At 35.9% G+C, this 15,693-nt stretch carries 10 protein-coding genes; 3 read left to right on the top strand and 7 right to left on the bottom strand.

The genetic code is table 11. From position 1 onward, the window contains the following. The first annotated feature begins 46 nt into the window (after nt 1-46). Both B2S02_RS12045 and B2S02_RS12040 read left to right on the top strand, forming a co-directional pair. Complete coding sequence (locus B2S02_RS12045) at nt 47-223, top strand: hypothetical protein (protein WP_346920764.1); 177 nt, start codon at nt 47-49, stop codon at nt 221-223. Then, nucleotides 193-2,181: a DNA polymerase gene (locus B2S02_RS12040; protein WP_414632891.1), complete on the top strand. Its 1,989-nt coding sequence runs from the start codon at nt 193-195 to the stop codon at nt 2,179-2,181. Before B2S02_RS12045 ends, B2S02_RS12040 begins: the two co-directional genes overlap by 31 nt. A 51-nt stretch (nt 2,182-2,232) precedes the next feature. On the opposite strand, the gene B2S02_RS12035 is transcribed toward B2S02_RS12040, so the two are convergent. Continuing rightward, nucleotides 2,233-2,838, bottom strand: a complete 606-nt coding sequence (locus tag B2S02_RS12035; protein ID WP_346920763.1) for a hypothetical protein — start codon at nt 2,836-2,838, stop codon at nt 2,233-2,235. A 253-nt stretch (nt 2,839-3,091) separates the two neighbouring features. Between B2S02_RS12035 and B2S02_RS12030 the strand changes: the two genes are divergently transcribed. Beyond that, nucleotides 3,092-3,817 carry a helix-turn-helix transcriptional regulator gene (locus tag B2S02_RS12030; RefSeq protein ID WP_346920762.1) on the top strand — a complete coding sequence of 242 codons (726 nt, stop codon included), beginning with the start codon at nt 3,092-3,094 and terminating at the stop codon, nt 3,815-3,817. Between the two features lie 277 nt (nt 3,818-4,094). Here the strand turns inward: B2S02_RS12030 and B2S02_RS12025 are convergent, their stop codons facing one another. The 6 genes from B2S02_RS12025 to rlmD all read right to left on the bottom strand — a co-directional run bounded on the left by B2S02_RS12025 (nt 4,095) and on the right by rlmD (nt 15,268). Further along, the gene (locus B2S02_RS12025; RefSeq protein ID WP_346920761.1) at nt 4,095-8,075 is read right to left on the bottom strand and encodes a type I restriction endonuclease subunit R, EcoR124 family; all 3,981 of its coding nucleotides are present in this window, start codon (nt 8,073-8,075) and stop codon (nt 4,095-4,097) included. Between the two features lie 18 nt (nt 8,076-8,093). Then, nucleotides 8,094-9,311, bottom strand: a complete 1,218-nt coding sequence (locus B2S02_RS12020; protein WP_346920760.1) for a hypothetical protein — start codon at nt 9,309-9,311, stop codon at nt 8,094-8,096. 2 nt (nt 9,312-9,313) lie between these two features. Continuing rightward, nucleotides 9,314-12,070, bottom strand: a complete 2,757-nt coding sequence (locus B2S02_RS12015; RefSeq protein WP_346920759.1) for a type I restriction-modification system subunit M — start codon at nt 12,068-12,070, stop codon at nt 9,314-9,316. Beyond that, entirely contained in the window at nt 12,063-12,287 is a 225-nt protein-coding gene (locus B2S02_RS12010) for a helix-turn-helix transcriptional regulator (RefSeq protein WP_346920758.1), read from the bottom strand. The genes B2S02_RS12015 and B2S02_RS12010 overlap by 8 nt, the downstream gene beginning before the upstream one ends. A gap of 373 nt (nt 12,288-12,660) precedes the next feature. Beyond that, entirely contained in the window at nt 12,661-13,653 is a 993-nt protein-coding gene (locus tag B2S02_RS12005) for a DUF4046 domain-containing protein (protein WP_346920757.1), read from the bottom strand. Between the two features lie 259 nt (nt 13,654-13,912). Further along, on the bottom strand, nt 13,913-15,268 hold the full coding sequence (rlmD, locus tag B2S02_RS12000; protein ID WP_346920756.1) for a 23S rRNA (uracil(1939)-C(5))-methyltransferase RlmD: 1,356 nt from the start codon (nt 15,266-15,268) through the stop codon (nt 13,913-13,915). Between the last annotated feature and the right edge of the window lie 425 nt (nt 15,269-15,693).

Raw genomic sequence — 15,693 nt, 5'->3', positions numbered from 1 at the left:
CTTAAAATCGGCGCATTTGCATGGTTAGTGCTTGTATTTATCGGCTTTGGATATATGTTTTATACAAGCATCAGGGATGACTACAGACGTGAAAAAGAAAGAAAAAAAGCTCTTAAAAAAGCTAACAACAACTAACATACTTGGCGGTAGCGCTATTGCTGCTGCCACATTTTTATATAAGGAGACAATCACATGGAAATCAAAGAACTCTCAATTGATTTAGAAACATATTCTGATGTGGATATAAAAAAATCTGGGGTATACAAATACTCCGAATCAAATAATTTTGAAATATTATTATTTGCAGTGTCAGTTAACTCTGCACCTGTAACCGTTTATGATTTGGCTTCTGGTGAAAGGTTGCCTCAAGAAATCATTGCTGCTATTGTTGACGACAACGTAATCAAATGGGCCTTCGATGCTTCCTTTGAACGTATCTGTTTATCTAACTGGTTAAGAAGGCACTGCCCTAAATATTTCAGAAGCTACAGCATACCAGAGGATACCGTTACAAATTACCTGAACCCTTCATCATGGCGCTGCACTCTTGTTTGGTCCGCTTATATGGGATTACCACTTTCACTGGATGGTGTTGGTGCTGTACTTGGTTTAGAAGAACAGAAAATGAAAGAAGGTAAAGACCTTATCCGTTACTTCTGTATTCCATGCAAACCTACAAAAACAAATGGTGGTAGGACTCGTAACCTTCCACAACACGCACCTGATAAGTGGGAGCTTTTTAAATCCTATAACATTCGTGACGTTGAAGTAGAAATATCTATAAAACAAAAGCTCGCCAAGTTTCCAGTACCAGAATTTATCTGGGAGGAATATCACCTAGATCAAGAAATAAACGACCGCGGGATAGCAATTGATATGGATGTGGTTACTCATGCGATTGCATTTGATGAACGTTCCAAGGGTGAAATTGCAGAACTAATGAAAAATATTACAGACCTTGACAATCCAAACTCAGTCATGCAAATGAAACAGTGGCTTTCTGATAACGGTATAGAAACTGATACTCTTGGCAAAAAGGCTGTTGCAGAAATGATTAAAACAGCACCTGATACCTTAGCCCAAGTATTATCCCTTCGTCAGCAACTTGCTAAAAGTAGCGTTAAAAAATACCAAGCTATGAAAAATGCTATTTGCTTAGATGGTCGCGCACGTGGGATGTTCATGTTCTATGGTGCTAATCGCACCGGACGCTGGGCAGGGCGTATCATCCAGTTACAGAATCTACCTCAAAATCATATGTCTGACTTAGAGCAGGCGAGAGATCTGGTGCGAAGCGGCGACTACAACATGCTGGAAACTTTATATGATGATATTCCTGACACTTTATCTCAGTTAATACGAACTGCTTTTGTTGCAAAATCAGGATATAAATTTATCGTTAGTGACTTTTCATCAATCGAAGCCAGAGTACTTTCACATCTAGCTGGGGAAACCTGGCGTGCTAATATCTTCAGTGGAGGAAAAGATATCTATTGCGCCAGTGCTAGTCAGATGTTTCATGTTCCTGTTGAGAAGCATGGTGTTAATTCGCACCTTCGACAAAAAGGTAAAATTGCTGAATTGGCGCTTGGATATGGTGGCAGTGTTGGTGCTTTAAGAGCGATGGGTGCTCCTGAAATGGGTCTAGCTGAAAATGAGCTTCAACCGCTGGTAGATGCATGGCGTACATCTAACCCTAATATCGTACAGTTCTGGTGGGCAGTCGATTCCGCTGTAAAAATTGCTATTAAAACAAGAAGCCTTACAGAAACTCATGGTATTAAGTTCAAATACAAAAGCGGTATGTTATTTATCCACCTTCCTTCTGGTAGAAATCTCTGCTATGTAAAACCCAAGATAGGCGAGAATATGTTTGGTGGTGAGTCTGTAACATATGAAGGTATCGGCGTCACAAAAAAATGGGAACGCCTAGAGAGCTATGGCCCGAAGTTTGTGGAGAATATTGTCCAAGCGCTCAGCCGTGATATTTTGATGAATGTAATCCGTACACTCTCTGACTGTTTTATTGTAGGGCATGTTCATGATGAACTAATTATAGAATGTAGCAAAAGCACTGACCTCAACTCCATCTGTGACCAAATGGGAAAAAGCCCTTCTTGGATGCCTGATATCTTACTCAAGGCCGATGGGTACGAAAGTAAGTTTTATAAGAAAGATTAAGAAAAAAGGCAACAACATCGATTAAATGAACCGGTGCTGTTGCCTTCATTTTTACTTATAGAATAACTCTTTTGCTAATTTCTGCGCTCTTTTTATATCTTCGTATCCTTGAGATTTCCCCAGATGCAACTTTGCCATGATTTCACTCTTATCGAAATCTTGGGCTATTAATTCTAAGATACGTCCGTATTTTGAATTTTTCTGACATGCTTCAGTAATAAGGTCCTTAATCACCATACCTAAAAAAGCAGTATCTTCTAGGGCCGTAGTTCTTGTAGGATCCTTACCTTTTCCATCTTCACCCAGCATATCATCAAGCATCTTATCTAAGGAAAGGTCATCAGCCTGCTCTGCATACTGATTTAAAAACTCATGTACCTGACGATTAAAAATTTTCATGGCGTTGTCTTTTCCATCTTCTGTAACATGGGTAAATGCTACAAGAACCTTCTTACCATGAAAATTCCACGTCTCTAGGTTGTCCTTATTCATCTTAAAATGCTTCACCATTTTCCAGTCAACCACGAATGGTACAAGAACCTCCCCAGGTTTACAAGAAATGTCGTTATAAGGTTTGCGGTTACTAAAATCTTTGTAATACTTGTCTGTTTTTTTCATGTGATTTCCTCCATTGATTTTCTGCGGAGGAAACCGCATGACTAAGACAGTAAAGCTCTAAAAAAGACGCACTCGACCACCCCAGCTGAGTAACCTCCGCTTGGTTATGTGGTCAGCACGCCTTAAAGAACTGACATATATTTAGTTGTCCATCATCGATGCGTTAAGGCAGGTGTTCATGACGCACCTCACATCTTTGACGTAAGTCTTTTTATGTCGTACTCAGGACAATTATTATTTTAAAGCTGGTTCCTTGGCATATTCCAATACCGTCGATGCACTCTTTTATTCTTTGGCTTCACAAAAATATTCCTTTTGGAATAATTTCAAATGTGATAAACTAAAAGAAAAAACTGTACTGAAAGGATTGATAAAGTTGTCTAACGGAATAAAGCGTATAGAAATTGCTCGTATGCTTGAATTAACAAAGGGTATGACTCAAAAAGAAATTGAAGAGAAAACTGGTATATCACAACCCTCATACAGCAAAATCATCAATAATCAGCAAAGGCTCTCAGCTGATAATTTACTTAAACTCGCAGACGCCTTTGATGTTTCTGCTGACTGGATACTTGGTCGCACTAATGAGAAGACTGCCCCAACAGTACACTCCTCGGATAATGAAATAACATATGGTGATATCTTCAAGGTGCTTTCATTTCTTCTTTACCAGCATGGAATTCAGGCCATTCCGGAATCATTTATAGATATTCATGGAAATAACGTTACCTTATCCAACACACAGTCGTTGCTTATGAACGACAAAATCATAGGTTCAATTATCAGCGTCTGGGGCGGAACGGTTACTGCACCCACAAATGTTTACACAACGTGGTGCGAAGACTGCATCGAGAAGTATTCACAAATTCCTTACTTTGGATGGGATTCTGCAATTCAAGGCGCTTACAATCATTACTTTGGCGCTGCATCTGTTTCTCCTGAATCACTCAAGGATTTCCATGATCACATCCTGGATATTTTCAAAGAAATCCGCTCTGAAAATGACACTGTCAAATAGGTGGGTTTTGTTTCATATATCTTCTCTTGCTTCTTGTCTATAGTTTACTGCAAAGTGCTTTTTTGCCCGATGAAGGAACTTCAACACCTAATCCCCATATGAACTTCATTTTTTGCGCAAAAAAATAAGGAGTAGCACATATTTTCATATGCGCTGCTCCTTATTTCATTATATGACTTGTGAAAATAACAAAATCGTTATAATCACCGATGAATAATGTTCATCAAAAAAAATTTTAGACCGGATAAAAAATCCGGCCTAAAGGAAAACTCTTAACTTATAATGGCGGTTGATGGATAAGATACTCTAAATTCTGCTCTTTCAGTTCATCAAATACATCACCATAATCTGTAGCCCATTTAAGATGTAATAAAATATCATAGGCTTCATTATCTGCACCTATTTTTCCCGGTGAAGTCATATTCAAGCTCAAATCTGCCAATTGTATCATTTTATCACTGACCCTATATGGAATATGTATTCCAAGACACGCAGTAACTACATTTACCTTGGTAAGATTTTCACCCTTTTTCATGTTGCTAATAGTTCTAATATCCAAACCTGTGACACTCTTCAAAAGTCTACCTGAGAAATTACAAATATGCTTATCCATCAACTTTGTTAGGGCATCTCCAAACTCTGCACCATCAATTGCCTTAAGCATTTCTCTGGACATTTCATTTACAAGGCCATATTGATTAAGCAGATCTTCGCTAATCGAATCGTTATAGTTGAATGTGACATCTGCTTTTGCATCTGGAAGTTTTACATAGTGTAATTTCCCGTCATTTTCGTCCACGATAAACTGAAGGAAACACTCATTCTCATGGGTTTTTGCATATTCTGTTAATTCCAGTTTTCCTTCGTCAGTTCGCTTGATATATTGAGAAGAAGCTAAACAAACTTTATCATCTACATAAGCAAAACAATCTGTTTTTACTGCACTCGCAACAGCTTTGCTTTCTGAATACCAGTTTTGCAGTGTTTTACTTTTTACCGTTGAAACTATCTTTTTTCCAACATAATCATTTTCTGTAAGAACAACTCCAACATTTGGTACGTCCGATTCTGATCCTTTATCCTTTGGCTGCGTAGGCATTTCTTCGTCACTAACATTTAGGTATGGATCTTGTCCTCCACTTAACAAGAAGAAACGGAGATACTCTTCACTATATAATGTTAATCTAAGTTCAACATACTCATTTCGGAGAACAAGCTTAAAAAACTTTCTAGCTTTAATCTTATTTACCGAATTTTTAAGTTCTGTAAATTTACCATAATTATCAAGAGTGCTACTATTAACTTTTCTCTCCAATAGTTCACGAAGAAGATTAAAGCTACAACCTACTCTCCTAACAACACGATTAATTCTGGCATATTCGTCTGCCTTCATGTAATCTGCAATATACTGCCTGAAAGTTTTTCCAGGAACTAAATAAGCTTTTCCATTCTCTACAGCATGTACAAATCGTTCAGCGTAGCGTTGTTCTTCTTGAGATAGCATGGAAAAAGATCTATGTAGTTCTTTTAATGCCGCAGCCACAATTTCAGGGTCGGTATCGCCCTGTATCAATGTGACATACTTATCAAAATTGGAATTCATATAGTTAGCGTCAATTTTACCAGTATCATATTCAGTGATATGAATATCCACCTCGTATGGAACATCTCCGCCTCGGCCTCCGCCACTGCCTCTTGAAAGTTCTTTGTATCTGGCAAGGAGGGTCAAATATGTCATCTCATCAAGTGCTACTTCAATAGCATCCTCAACCTGATTCTCATCTGGATAAAATTTTCTAGACCATACAAATCCCTGAATCAATGCAGCTTCCAAATGCGTTACAAACAATTTAAAATCTTTAGCAAATTTTGCTATTGTAGCTGAATCCTCTGGTAACTTTTCATAGCTCTCAATACCAGCATTTTTGAAGAGCTGCTCAATACCCAAATACAGAGTATTCATATGTCTGAGGTTGTTTGGGAGCTTGTCTACAAAAAGTCCAGTAGGAACATCTCCTGAATAAGCTTTTACTGCTGCTTCAATATTCTTCTCCATAGTGTTAGGACGTCGGTAGTATTTTATGATTCCGAAAGGTTTCTCTGCCATATCATAAAGACGGTTGGTTCTAGAAAATGCCTGGATAAGATTCTCGTATTCCATGACTTTATCCAGATATAATGTATTCACCCACTTAGAATCAAAGCCAGTTAACATTTGATTTACAACAATCAAAATATCAATTTGCTCATCTTTGCCTAAGCGTTCATAAGGCTTTTTATGTGACATGCGCAAACTAATATCTTTACGAAATTTATCGTATGAAGCAATGGAAAAAGATTGAGAGAACTTACTGTTATAGGCATCCAACATTTCTACAATGCCATCTTCCTTTTCCAGAGAGCCACCACCCTCGTTATCAATTGACGGCTCGAACATAGCCGTAATCGTTAGTTCTGACATTTCCTTTACCATCAGACGATAGTACTCTACTGCTTCTGTAATACTGCTGGTTGCAAAAATAGCATGAAATTGTCTGTCTCGGCTGTAAAGGGGCCATTTCTTTTTAATATCAGTAATAATTCCCATCTTATATTCAGGTGTTTGATACTGCTCGTTTGGAATGTAATCCTCTATACCACTGATCCATTTACCATTAACAAGCTCTCCGTACATTTTCACCTGTGATGAATCCATATATTTGAGAAACATTTTCTTCTTTTTGGGGTCACTCATGGCTTCCTGCTGAGAAAATGCTTTTGCTTTTTCTAATGCAATTTGTTCCCTCAAATCGTTGTCATCATAGATACGAACAAGGTATGGATCAAACCCAAGTACATTCTTGTCTCTTATTCCATCTCCTAAAGTATATCTATGAATTTCATCTCCAAAAATAGTAGGTGTGGTACTGTCTTTCTTCGCATTTAAATCCTGTATTGGTGTTCCGGTGAAACCAAAAATAATAGCATTCTTAAAGGTATTCTTAATGTCAATCAGCATATCTCCGAATGTAGAACGATGACATTCATCAATAATGATAACCATGCGCTTACGCTGGATTGCTTTGAGGTCTGCATCATTTAATCCAGAATCCTCAGCAGTAATATTACTGAGTTTCTGAATAGAGGTAACAATTAGCGTATTATCAAGATCATCACTTTTCAATTTAGAAGTCAGAATCGTCGTATTTTCAGTTGCCTGTACTGATTCACTTTCAGATGCAAAAGAACGGTATTCTTTTAAGGATTGAATACCTAGTTCTTTACGGTCAACCAAGAATACTACCTTCTCTGCATCATGGTTACTGGCAATAAGCTGCGCCGCCTTAAAGCTGGTCATAGTTTTACCACTGCCCGTTGTATGCCAAATATGGCCTCCCAACTGGTTACCGTCATCCCAGTGGCTTTTCTTATCTGCCACAATGTCAGCAATGCCTACAGCAGCATAATACTGATAGCTTCGCATTACCTTAAGAATTCCATCATCAGTATCTGCAATCGTATAAAAACCGATTAACTTGTGTGCCATAGGTATATACAAAAACCTTTGCATGAAAGTATGCCAATCATTGATGGGATTATTATTAACGTCAGCCCAATGAAAGTAGAACGCCTTATTAAACATGCCACCTTCACCCGGATTGGCAAAATAAACTGATTCCTTTGGCTGCATTGCCACAAAAATCTGAACCATTGAAAAAATTCCACGGAATACACCTTCGTGGGAATATTTCTCTATCTGGTTATACGCTTCGCTGACCGGTATACCACTGCGTTTTAATTCTAGGTGGATTACTGGCATACCATTGATAAGCAACATTAAATCTCCTCGTCTATTGTTAAGAATAGGCGACTTGGTCTTAAATTGTGGCTGTTGTACAATTTGGTATCGGCTTTGGCCTAAAGCAATTTCTTGACGGTCATAAATTTTCAAACTAACTTCTTTTCCAAGATGTAGTTGATCTTCTGGGTTATCGCGAGTGATTGAAATACTTCTACCGTTGATAAATTCATTCAGTAGAAGTGGGGACTGTAGCGCCTTTACCTGATTTATAATCTGATCCATTTCACCTGCGGTCAGAGGACAATCATTCAAACGTGTATTCTGCTTGTTATTATTAAAAAGAATATCTGCCCAGTTTTGAATCAAATCTTCTTCTGTAGGATATCGTATAACATCCGGTTCCCAGCCATATTCAATCAAGGCTTTAATGACGGCATCTTCAAAGTCTTTTTCTTCTGTATATATAATTTCAGACATATAACTCACCTCCCTAATTTACACAAACATTTTTTCTAAGCAACCGGCTTTGATATTTTTTAGCTTTTCAAGCTTACGCTGATGAAGAATAATAAGACGATCAATTTCTTGAAAATATACTCCTATTTGCTTTTGTTCTTTATAAGATGGATATAAAAATTCTAGTGATGAAAAATCCTCATAGCTAATACTTCTTCCGTCACGAATACCATATGTTATTAACTTAAGCCTTCTTATAAAACTTTCTGAACTAAAAACATATTTCCAAAAATAATCATAATGTTTTTCTTGGTCATGAAAGCACAAAACTGTATAGGCAGGAGATGTTATGCCCTCTATATTGGAATGAGCAAATCCACCTTGAAATGATCTTAGGTGAATAACAAATTGTCCTGGCAAAACTCTTTTATATCCGCTCTCATTTTCTATATCGTGATGAATATTTAGTCCTGTTTCTGTTCTATTAATCATCCCATATTCTTGAGATGCAGATAAAACAGGAAGCTCAGGATGTCCTTTATCTACAACAGGTCTAAATATAATTTTCGCACTACACTGTTCCCACGATTCTGCAAATCCTTTAAATCGAATTTGAGGAACATCCATCCCTTTTTCGGGGAACATTTTTTCCAGCATAGCTTTTTTCAGGATATGCAACTTATCATACTCACGCTGATGAAGTGCAATAAGTTGATCAACATTTGAGAAATACTCCACAATGTTTTCTTCTTCATCCACTTTTGGAAATATGACATGCCCTTTTAACGCATTTGCATCTGATACTTTCATATCATTTTTTGCACCTTTATTAACTAAAGGATGCATATATTGATTCATCCTAGCGTGTTGTTCAAAATAAACCTGGATGAAATCCGGACAAACATTTTCATTTGGATGATAAACGGCATAAAGTGTAGAAACAATTCCACTAGGACCTTTATTTGTTTTGATAATACCAAAAGGATTTGCTTTCAGTGGAGATTTGGTATATACGACATCACCTGTGTTAACCACTCCATAATTAGCTGTTGAAACTCCTGCAAATGATCTGCCGTGAAATTTTATTTGATTTATGATACCAAAATCACCAGATACAGATAAGACATCCTCTTTTCCAAAAGATTCTTCGGTATTTTTTTCAGTGGAAACATTAAGATAATGTTCCAACTTATGTCTTTCCCAAACATCTTTATATCCAGAAAATCTAAGGCTTGGTATTAATTTTTCTTCGTCCATACTTAAACCTCCAGACTCTTTCTAAACTCTTCCAATCCTTCCATATCAGATACACTTCCGGTAAGATCACCAAGCATCTTATACAAGGTTTTGCTCGTATCAGTTATACCTTCTTCAATATCTGCAAATGTAGTGGCATATTTATTGTTCAGTGTGATGATTTTGGAAATCATCTGATTAATCATGTCTTCTGGCAACTGGAATACTCCACTTACAAACGGTTCAATCCATTTCAAATCCAAAAGTCGCAATGCAGTATCTTCATCCATATGTTCAATGGTTTCTTTTGTTTTTAGATGGAGTTCATCCTTTTTGATTCGAAGTTCACGCTTGCTCTGTGTTTCTTCCTCCATCAACATAAATACTTGCTTCATTTTTGCCTCAAAAGAATTCGCCGGGAAATCATATTCCATCTGCAATTGTGCAATGCGACTATTAATAGCGGGTTTGCCATAAGTTCCATCATTATTTGCATTCATCTTATCCCACATAACTTGATTGGTTGTGGCAATATAATCCAACTTATCCTTCTTTTTTGAAAGCATTGTATATTTTTGAAGAGCTGTAATTTCCGGGCTATTTACGTCTTTTAATGCCTCAGCGACAAAAATTTTAACTTCCTTCGCAACAAAAGAATCCTTTTCTTCAGTCACTGTGCTTCCTTCAAGTTCGTCATCTTCCAATGACTCTAAAACTTCAGTATAGATAGAAGCGATTTCACGCAAACGATTTTCAAGATCGATAATCTCATTCAGTTCACCTGCGTGTATTTCTTGCTGCACCAATTCAAAAGGAAGAATACGACCTTTCCAGCCTTCCTGTACTTCTGGCACTTCTTCATCGTCATCTGATTTCTTTTTAATAACCATATTGGGGTCAACTTGGAAAATTGCTTCAAACCCTTCACTCTGTATCATTTCTAAATCAGCCGCAATAACGTCCCAATTTTCCGATAAGATTTGGTAGGCTTTATATTTATCCAAGAGTTTGACCTTTGAAATACGATTGAAAATCTCTTGACACACTTCATCCTTTTTGCCTTGCGCATTTACATCCAAAATATCTTCGATGAGAGAATCATGCAAGGATTTATAAAAACCATCAAAACTCGAAGCAAAAACCTGTCTGTATTCTTCAATGGAAGGAACCTCTAGGGTGACAGCTTGGATGTCCTCGTGTGGAATTATTAAATACCCTTCAGACATCTCTTTGAATAGCGCATCAAAAAGACCAGGGAATGTATCCCAATACTCCTTAAGTAATGCGGCTTCGTGCATCGGAATGCCACCAAACATAGTCGCTCGAATATCCCAAGTTTCTGGATCATCAGAAGAATCCACATATCTAGGAATATTTAGGTTATATTCATTTTCACGAATTTTCTTTTTGGTCACAAGAGCTGCATATTTTTCAACAGGCAGTCTGAGTCTCACAGCATCTGCAATCTTTTTAATATCACAGGCACGAAGTTTGTTATTTTTCCCTGCTTTTTCAAATCCTTTTGAAGCGTCAATAATCAACACATCAGAATCCTTACGTGTTCTTTTCAACACCATAACAACCGTAGGAATAGATGTTCCAAAGAATATGTTTGCAGGCAAACCGATGATGGCCTCTATGTGATTTCTTTCGATAAGCGTTTCTCTGATCTTACCTTCTTCACCACCACGGAATAATACACCATGTGGTAAAACGATGGTCATAATACCATCATCTTCTAAATGATATAGCTCATGCAGCAAGAATGCATAGTCTGCTTTTGCTTTTGGAGCTACGCCAAACTCTTTATAACGAGGGTCATATTCTTTATCTTTTGGGTCCCATTTTTGAGAGTACGGTGGATTAGAAACTACAGCATCCACCTTGACTAGCTGATAAGTCCGCTCTCTATTTTGGTCATTTTCAAAGAAAGGCCAATCATCCTCTAAGGTATCGCCATTTCGTACATTAATGTTTTGAGGGTTGATACCACGCATAACCAAATTCATACGAGTAAGGTTATATGTGTTTTCCTTCAACTCCTGCGCATAGTAATCGACCTTATTCTCACCGGAGATAAATCGACTAATTGATGTACCTATATTGATGAGTAGAGATCCAGAGCCAGATGTTGGATCATAGATTCTAATGTGCTCTTTGTTCTTTAAGTTTTCAGCTATAATTTCAGACATCAGAATTGACACCTCATGCGGGGTGTAGAATTCTCCAGCCTTTTTTCCTGCATTGGCTGCAAACATGCTGATAAGATATTCATAAATAAATCCTAGAATATCATAATCCTGCTTCCCATCCATAGGAATTCGTCTAATTAGCTTTAACAAGCTCTTTACTGACTTAGTCTGTTTTTGAGCTGTATCACCCAATTTAGAAAGACCAGACTGCAGAGTCTTAAAGATGTTCTCAAAAATCTTCTTATAGGTCTCCTCTATGTTTAAGTCAAATGCATTTAGAGCATCACGAACATTGGCGATATTAAAATCATCGCCCTTCTCAAGCCATGCGGAGAACAGATTGTTATATGAGATAAAATATCCGATATTCTGGCGAATGTGCTTTGCTAGTTGAACATCCTCCTCACTGACTTTTTTTATATCGACATCTTTATATCCTTCGTCTATCAAAAACTGAATTTCACGTTCTGAAAGGTACTTATAAAACATAAAACCGAGGATGTAATCCTTGTATTCGTTTGCTTCTATCTTGGAACGCATCTGATTTGCTGATTGCCAAATTGTAGAAGCCAATTGTTGTTTATTCATCGTCATTCTCCTCCCGTTTTTCGTAGGTAAGTCTAATGTCATAACCTAATCCTTCCATCATTTGAATAAAGGTTTTATTTATAACGCCATTATCTTTCTTTACAATACGATTTACATACTGTACGGTTTTTCCTATTTTTTCAGCTAAAGCTGCTTGTGTTGTATCAGCTTCCACACATTTTATTTTAATATCTTTTTCAATATTGTTTTTTATCATAGAACCGCCTCCGTTCTTTACGTACTGTAGATTATAAATCTGTTTAATATAATAGCACAAATAAGATTATATTGTCAACATATTGAGTTGATGACTTTATTTATACTTTTTAAAATCAGCCTATTTATCTACACAACCTATCAACACAACCTAATAATTAACACACATATCTACATAACCCCTCCAATTTTTTTGACAGCATGAACATAAAATAAGAGGACTATCGCTATTATTATAATAGCACTAATCCTCTAGACGTTTTTATTTACAGGCTTTCTGGCTTTTTCTATTTTACTTTTGACATCAATACTACCGTCTCCACATGATAAGTGCTTGGGAATATATCTTTCAAAATTCACTAAAAATAATCATTTTATTTAGTATTAGATGAAACAATAATTGCATCTAGTATAGCTTTTTTAGGGGATCTCCCATAAAACTTATCAATAACAGTTTTTAGCTTATTATTTATAAAATCATAATAATCTATTTCTAATGGAAGTTTTCCTTCCTCTCTATTTAATTTATCAATAAGCCAATTTGTAGCTTTCTTAGCATCATTTATATTCCATCGATGGTAACCAAATTCCCAAGGCATAAATTCATCTCCAAATGCTTCAGTAATAGCACTAGCAATTGATTTATTATAACAATCACATATTAATGTACTTAATTTACTATCATAGAAATGTTCAAGTGAAAGAATATTTAATACTTCATCGTGAGAAAACTTTAATTTATCTCTTATTAGCCATCTAACAGCTATTATCCTGTTTTCCTTAACACTCCAATAACTTGATGAAACAGAACTCATTTTCAATTCCCAAGGGTAGACTTTATTAGGATAGATTTCATCTATAATATCAAAACTACTATAATAATATCTCATCAGTGTAGCTAAACGATACTCAAGCAATAACTTTCTACTAAACTTTTCTTTTATATCATCTAATCTCCATTTTAGTTTTTCTTCTATTAGCCACTTTATAGCATCAACTCTATTCTCCTTCTTACACCAATGACCCTGAGGTATTCTACATTTAATAAACTCAAAAGCCTTGTATTCATTAGGATACAATTCCATTAAATATTTAATGGCAGATCTTCCAAAATAAAGTTTACATGGTGTCCAGAGCTTATTATTTAAAATAAACTCCTTAGATAAGTTATTTATTATTTCATATCTACTTAAGTTTAATCTTGTTTCAATAAGATACCTTAGTAACTGTAAAGATATTTTTTTTCCTTCCTCTTTTGATATTGAACACCAATATCCGGGTGGAAAATTAGGTATCTCCCTTTCAAGTACTAAATCATATATATCATAGTCATCTAAATTTGTTAAGTTAATCCCCTTGTAATACAATTTATCAATCTCCTAAATCAATTAATATTACAATTATTAACATATTGAACCAATATTATTCTAAACATTATATATTATAGAAAACCACCTTCCCTTACAACTTATATAAATTTGCAAAACCTATACAAATAATCAAATTCTTTAGTTCTGTGTATTTATTAGACCCCCTAAAACAAAATCCCCTCAAACCATTAGTCTGAGGGAACATAAAACACACTTCAATATTTACTCAAAAACCTTCAAAGCCTTTGATATCAGTCTATTTCTTCAACAGCTTCACCACGGTCTCAACATGCGGCGTATGCGGGAACATATCCATAACTTTCACCTTTTCCACTTTATATCCATTAGCAGTTAATACCTCTAAATCTACTGCTAGTGTTTTAGGGTTACAGGATACGTAGATTATTTCTTTGGCATCAAATTTTATTACGTAGTCTAGGGCTACTGGGTGTACTCCTGGTCTTGGTGGGTCTAGGATTATTATGTCTGGTTTTTCGGTTACGTTTTTTATGGTTACTGCTACGTCTCCTGCTATGAATTCACAGTTGTTTAGGCCGTTGATTTTAGCATTTTCTTTTGCAGCTTCTACGGCTTCTTCTATTAGTTCTATGCCTACTACTTTTTTTGCTTTTGGAGCTACTATTTGTCCTATGGTTCCTGTTCCGCAGTATAGGTCAAATACTACTTTGTCTTCTGATTCACCTATGAAGTCTCTTACTATAGAGTAAAGCTTCTCCGCTCCTTTTGTGTTAGTTTGGAAGAAGGCAAAGGGATTTATTTTAAATTTTAATCCTAGAAGCTCTTCTATTATATAGTCTTTTCCATGTAGTATTTCTACAGAGTCTGCTTGCACTACATCTGATAGAGAGTCATTTAAAGTATGGATTATTCCTGTGAGCTCTCCTTTTAGATTTAATCCTTTTAAAGCATCTACAAAGGCTGTGAAGTCATATTCTACTTGGGTAGTTGTAACTATGTTAACTAATATTTCTCCTGTGTTTATAGCCTTTCTTACTACTAGATTTCTTAAAAAGCCTTCATGTTTTAAGATTCTATAATAAGGAAGGTTTTCTCCTCTGAAGTGGTTTATGGTTGCATTTATTATAGCTCTGAAGTCTTCGTCTACTATTTGACAGTTATGTACTGATACTATGGCAAAGCTTTTTCCTTTAGCATGCATTCCTAGGGTTAGTTCTCCACCTTTTTCAAAGTCTCCAAAGGTAAATTCCATTTTATTTCTGTATTCATAGTGAAGTGGGCTGCTTTCTATTCCTAGGTACTCATAATCTGTTATACCCTTATTTGCTAAAAGTGCCTTTACTTGTTCTTCTTTAAATTTAAGTTGAGTGTCTAGTGATAAGTCTCCTTGGCTACATCCTCCACAAATTCCAAAGATATCGCAGGCTGGCTTTACCTTGTAATCTACATCTTCTAAAACTTCAAGAAGTTTAGCTTCTACTCCATTGGAATTTTTTTTAGTTACTCTTGCTCTAACCTTTTGCCCGGGCAATGCACTTTTTATAGCTACTTTTTCTCCTTCATGGAAGGCAACTCCCTTTCCTGGAAATTCTGTACCCTCTATGATAAATTCATATTCTTTTCTCTTTCTCATTTTTATCTCCTTATCTAATAAAATTCTATGTTAATTTTAATTTTTTATTTTAAAATAATTTCATTTATTAGGTATACTTTTAAGTTTTATTAAAGTAATTTTACCCTCTATTTGGGGGTTCCAAATATAACTCAGAAAATCACAAAAACCTCTGAAACCCGCATGAACAGAACAAATAGTTAACTAGTTATATAGTTTCCTAGTTATATAGTTATATAGGTATATTGTTTTATTGTTCCCTATTTAACTATTTTACTATATCTATAGGTTCATAGTTTTCTAGATATATTGTTTCCTAGTTAAATAGGTATATGTTTATTTGAAATTACCTAGTTTATTATATATTATCCCCCAGATTTTATCTAGGCTTTTATGGTATATCCCTAGGAATTTTAAAGCTTCTCCTTACACTCAATGTGGCAACT

Source organism: Clostridium sp. UBA7339 (assembly GCF_002470865.1).
In the GTDB taxonomy this organism is placed as follows: Bacteria; Bacillota; Clostridia; order Clostridiales; family Clostridiaceae; genus Clostridium_J; species Clostridium_J sulfidigenes.
This window is presented reverse-complemented; position numbering and strand designations above follow the sequence as displayed.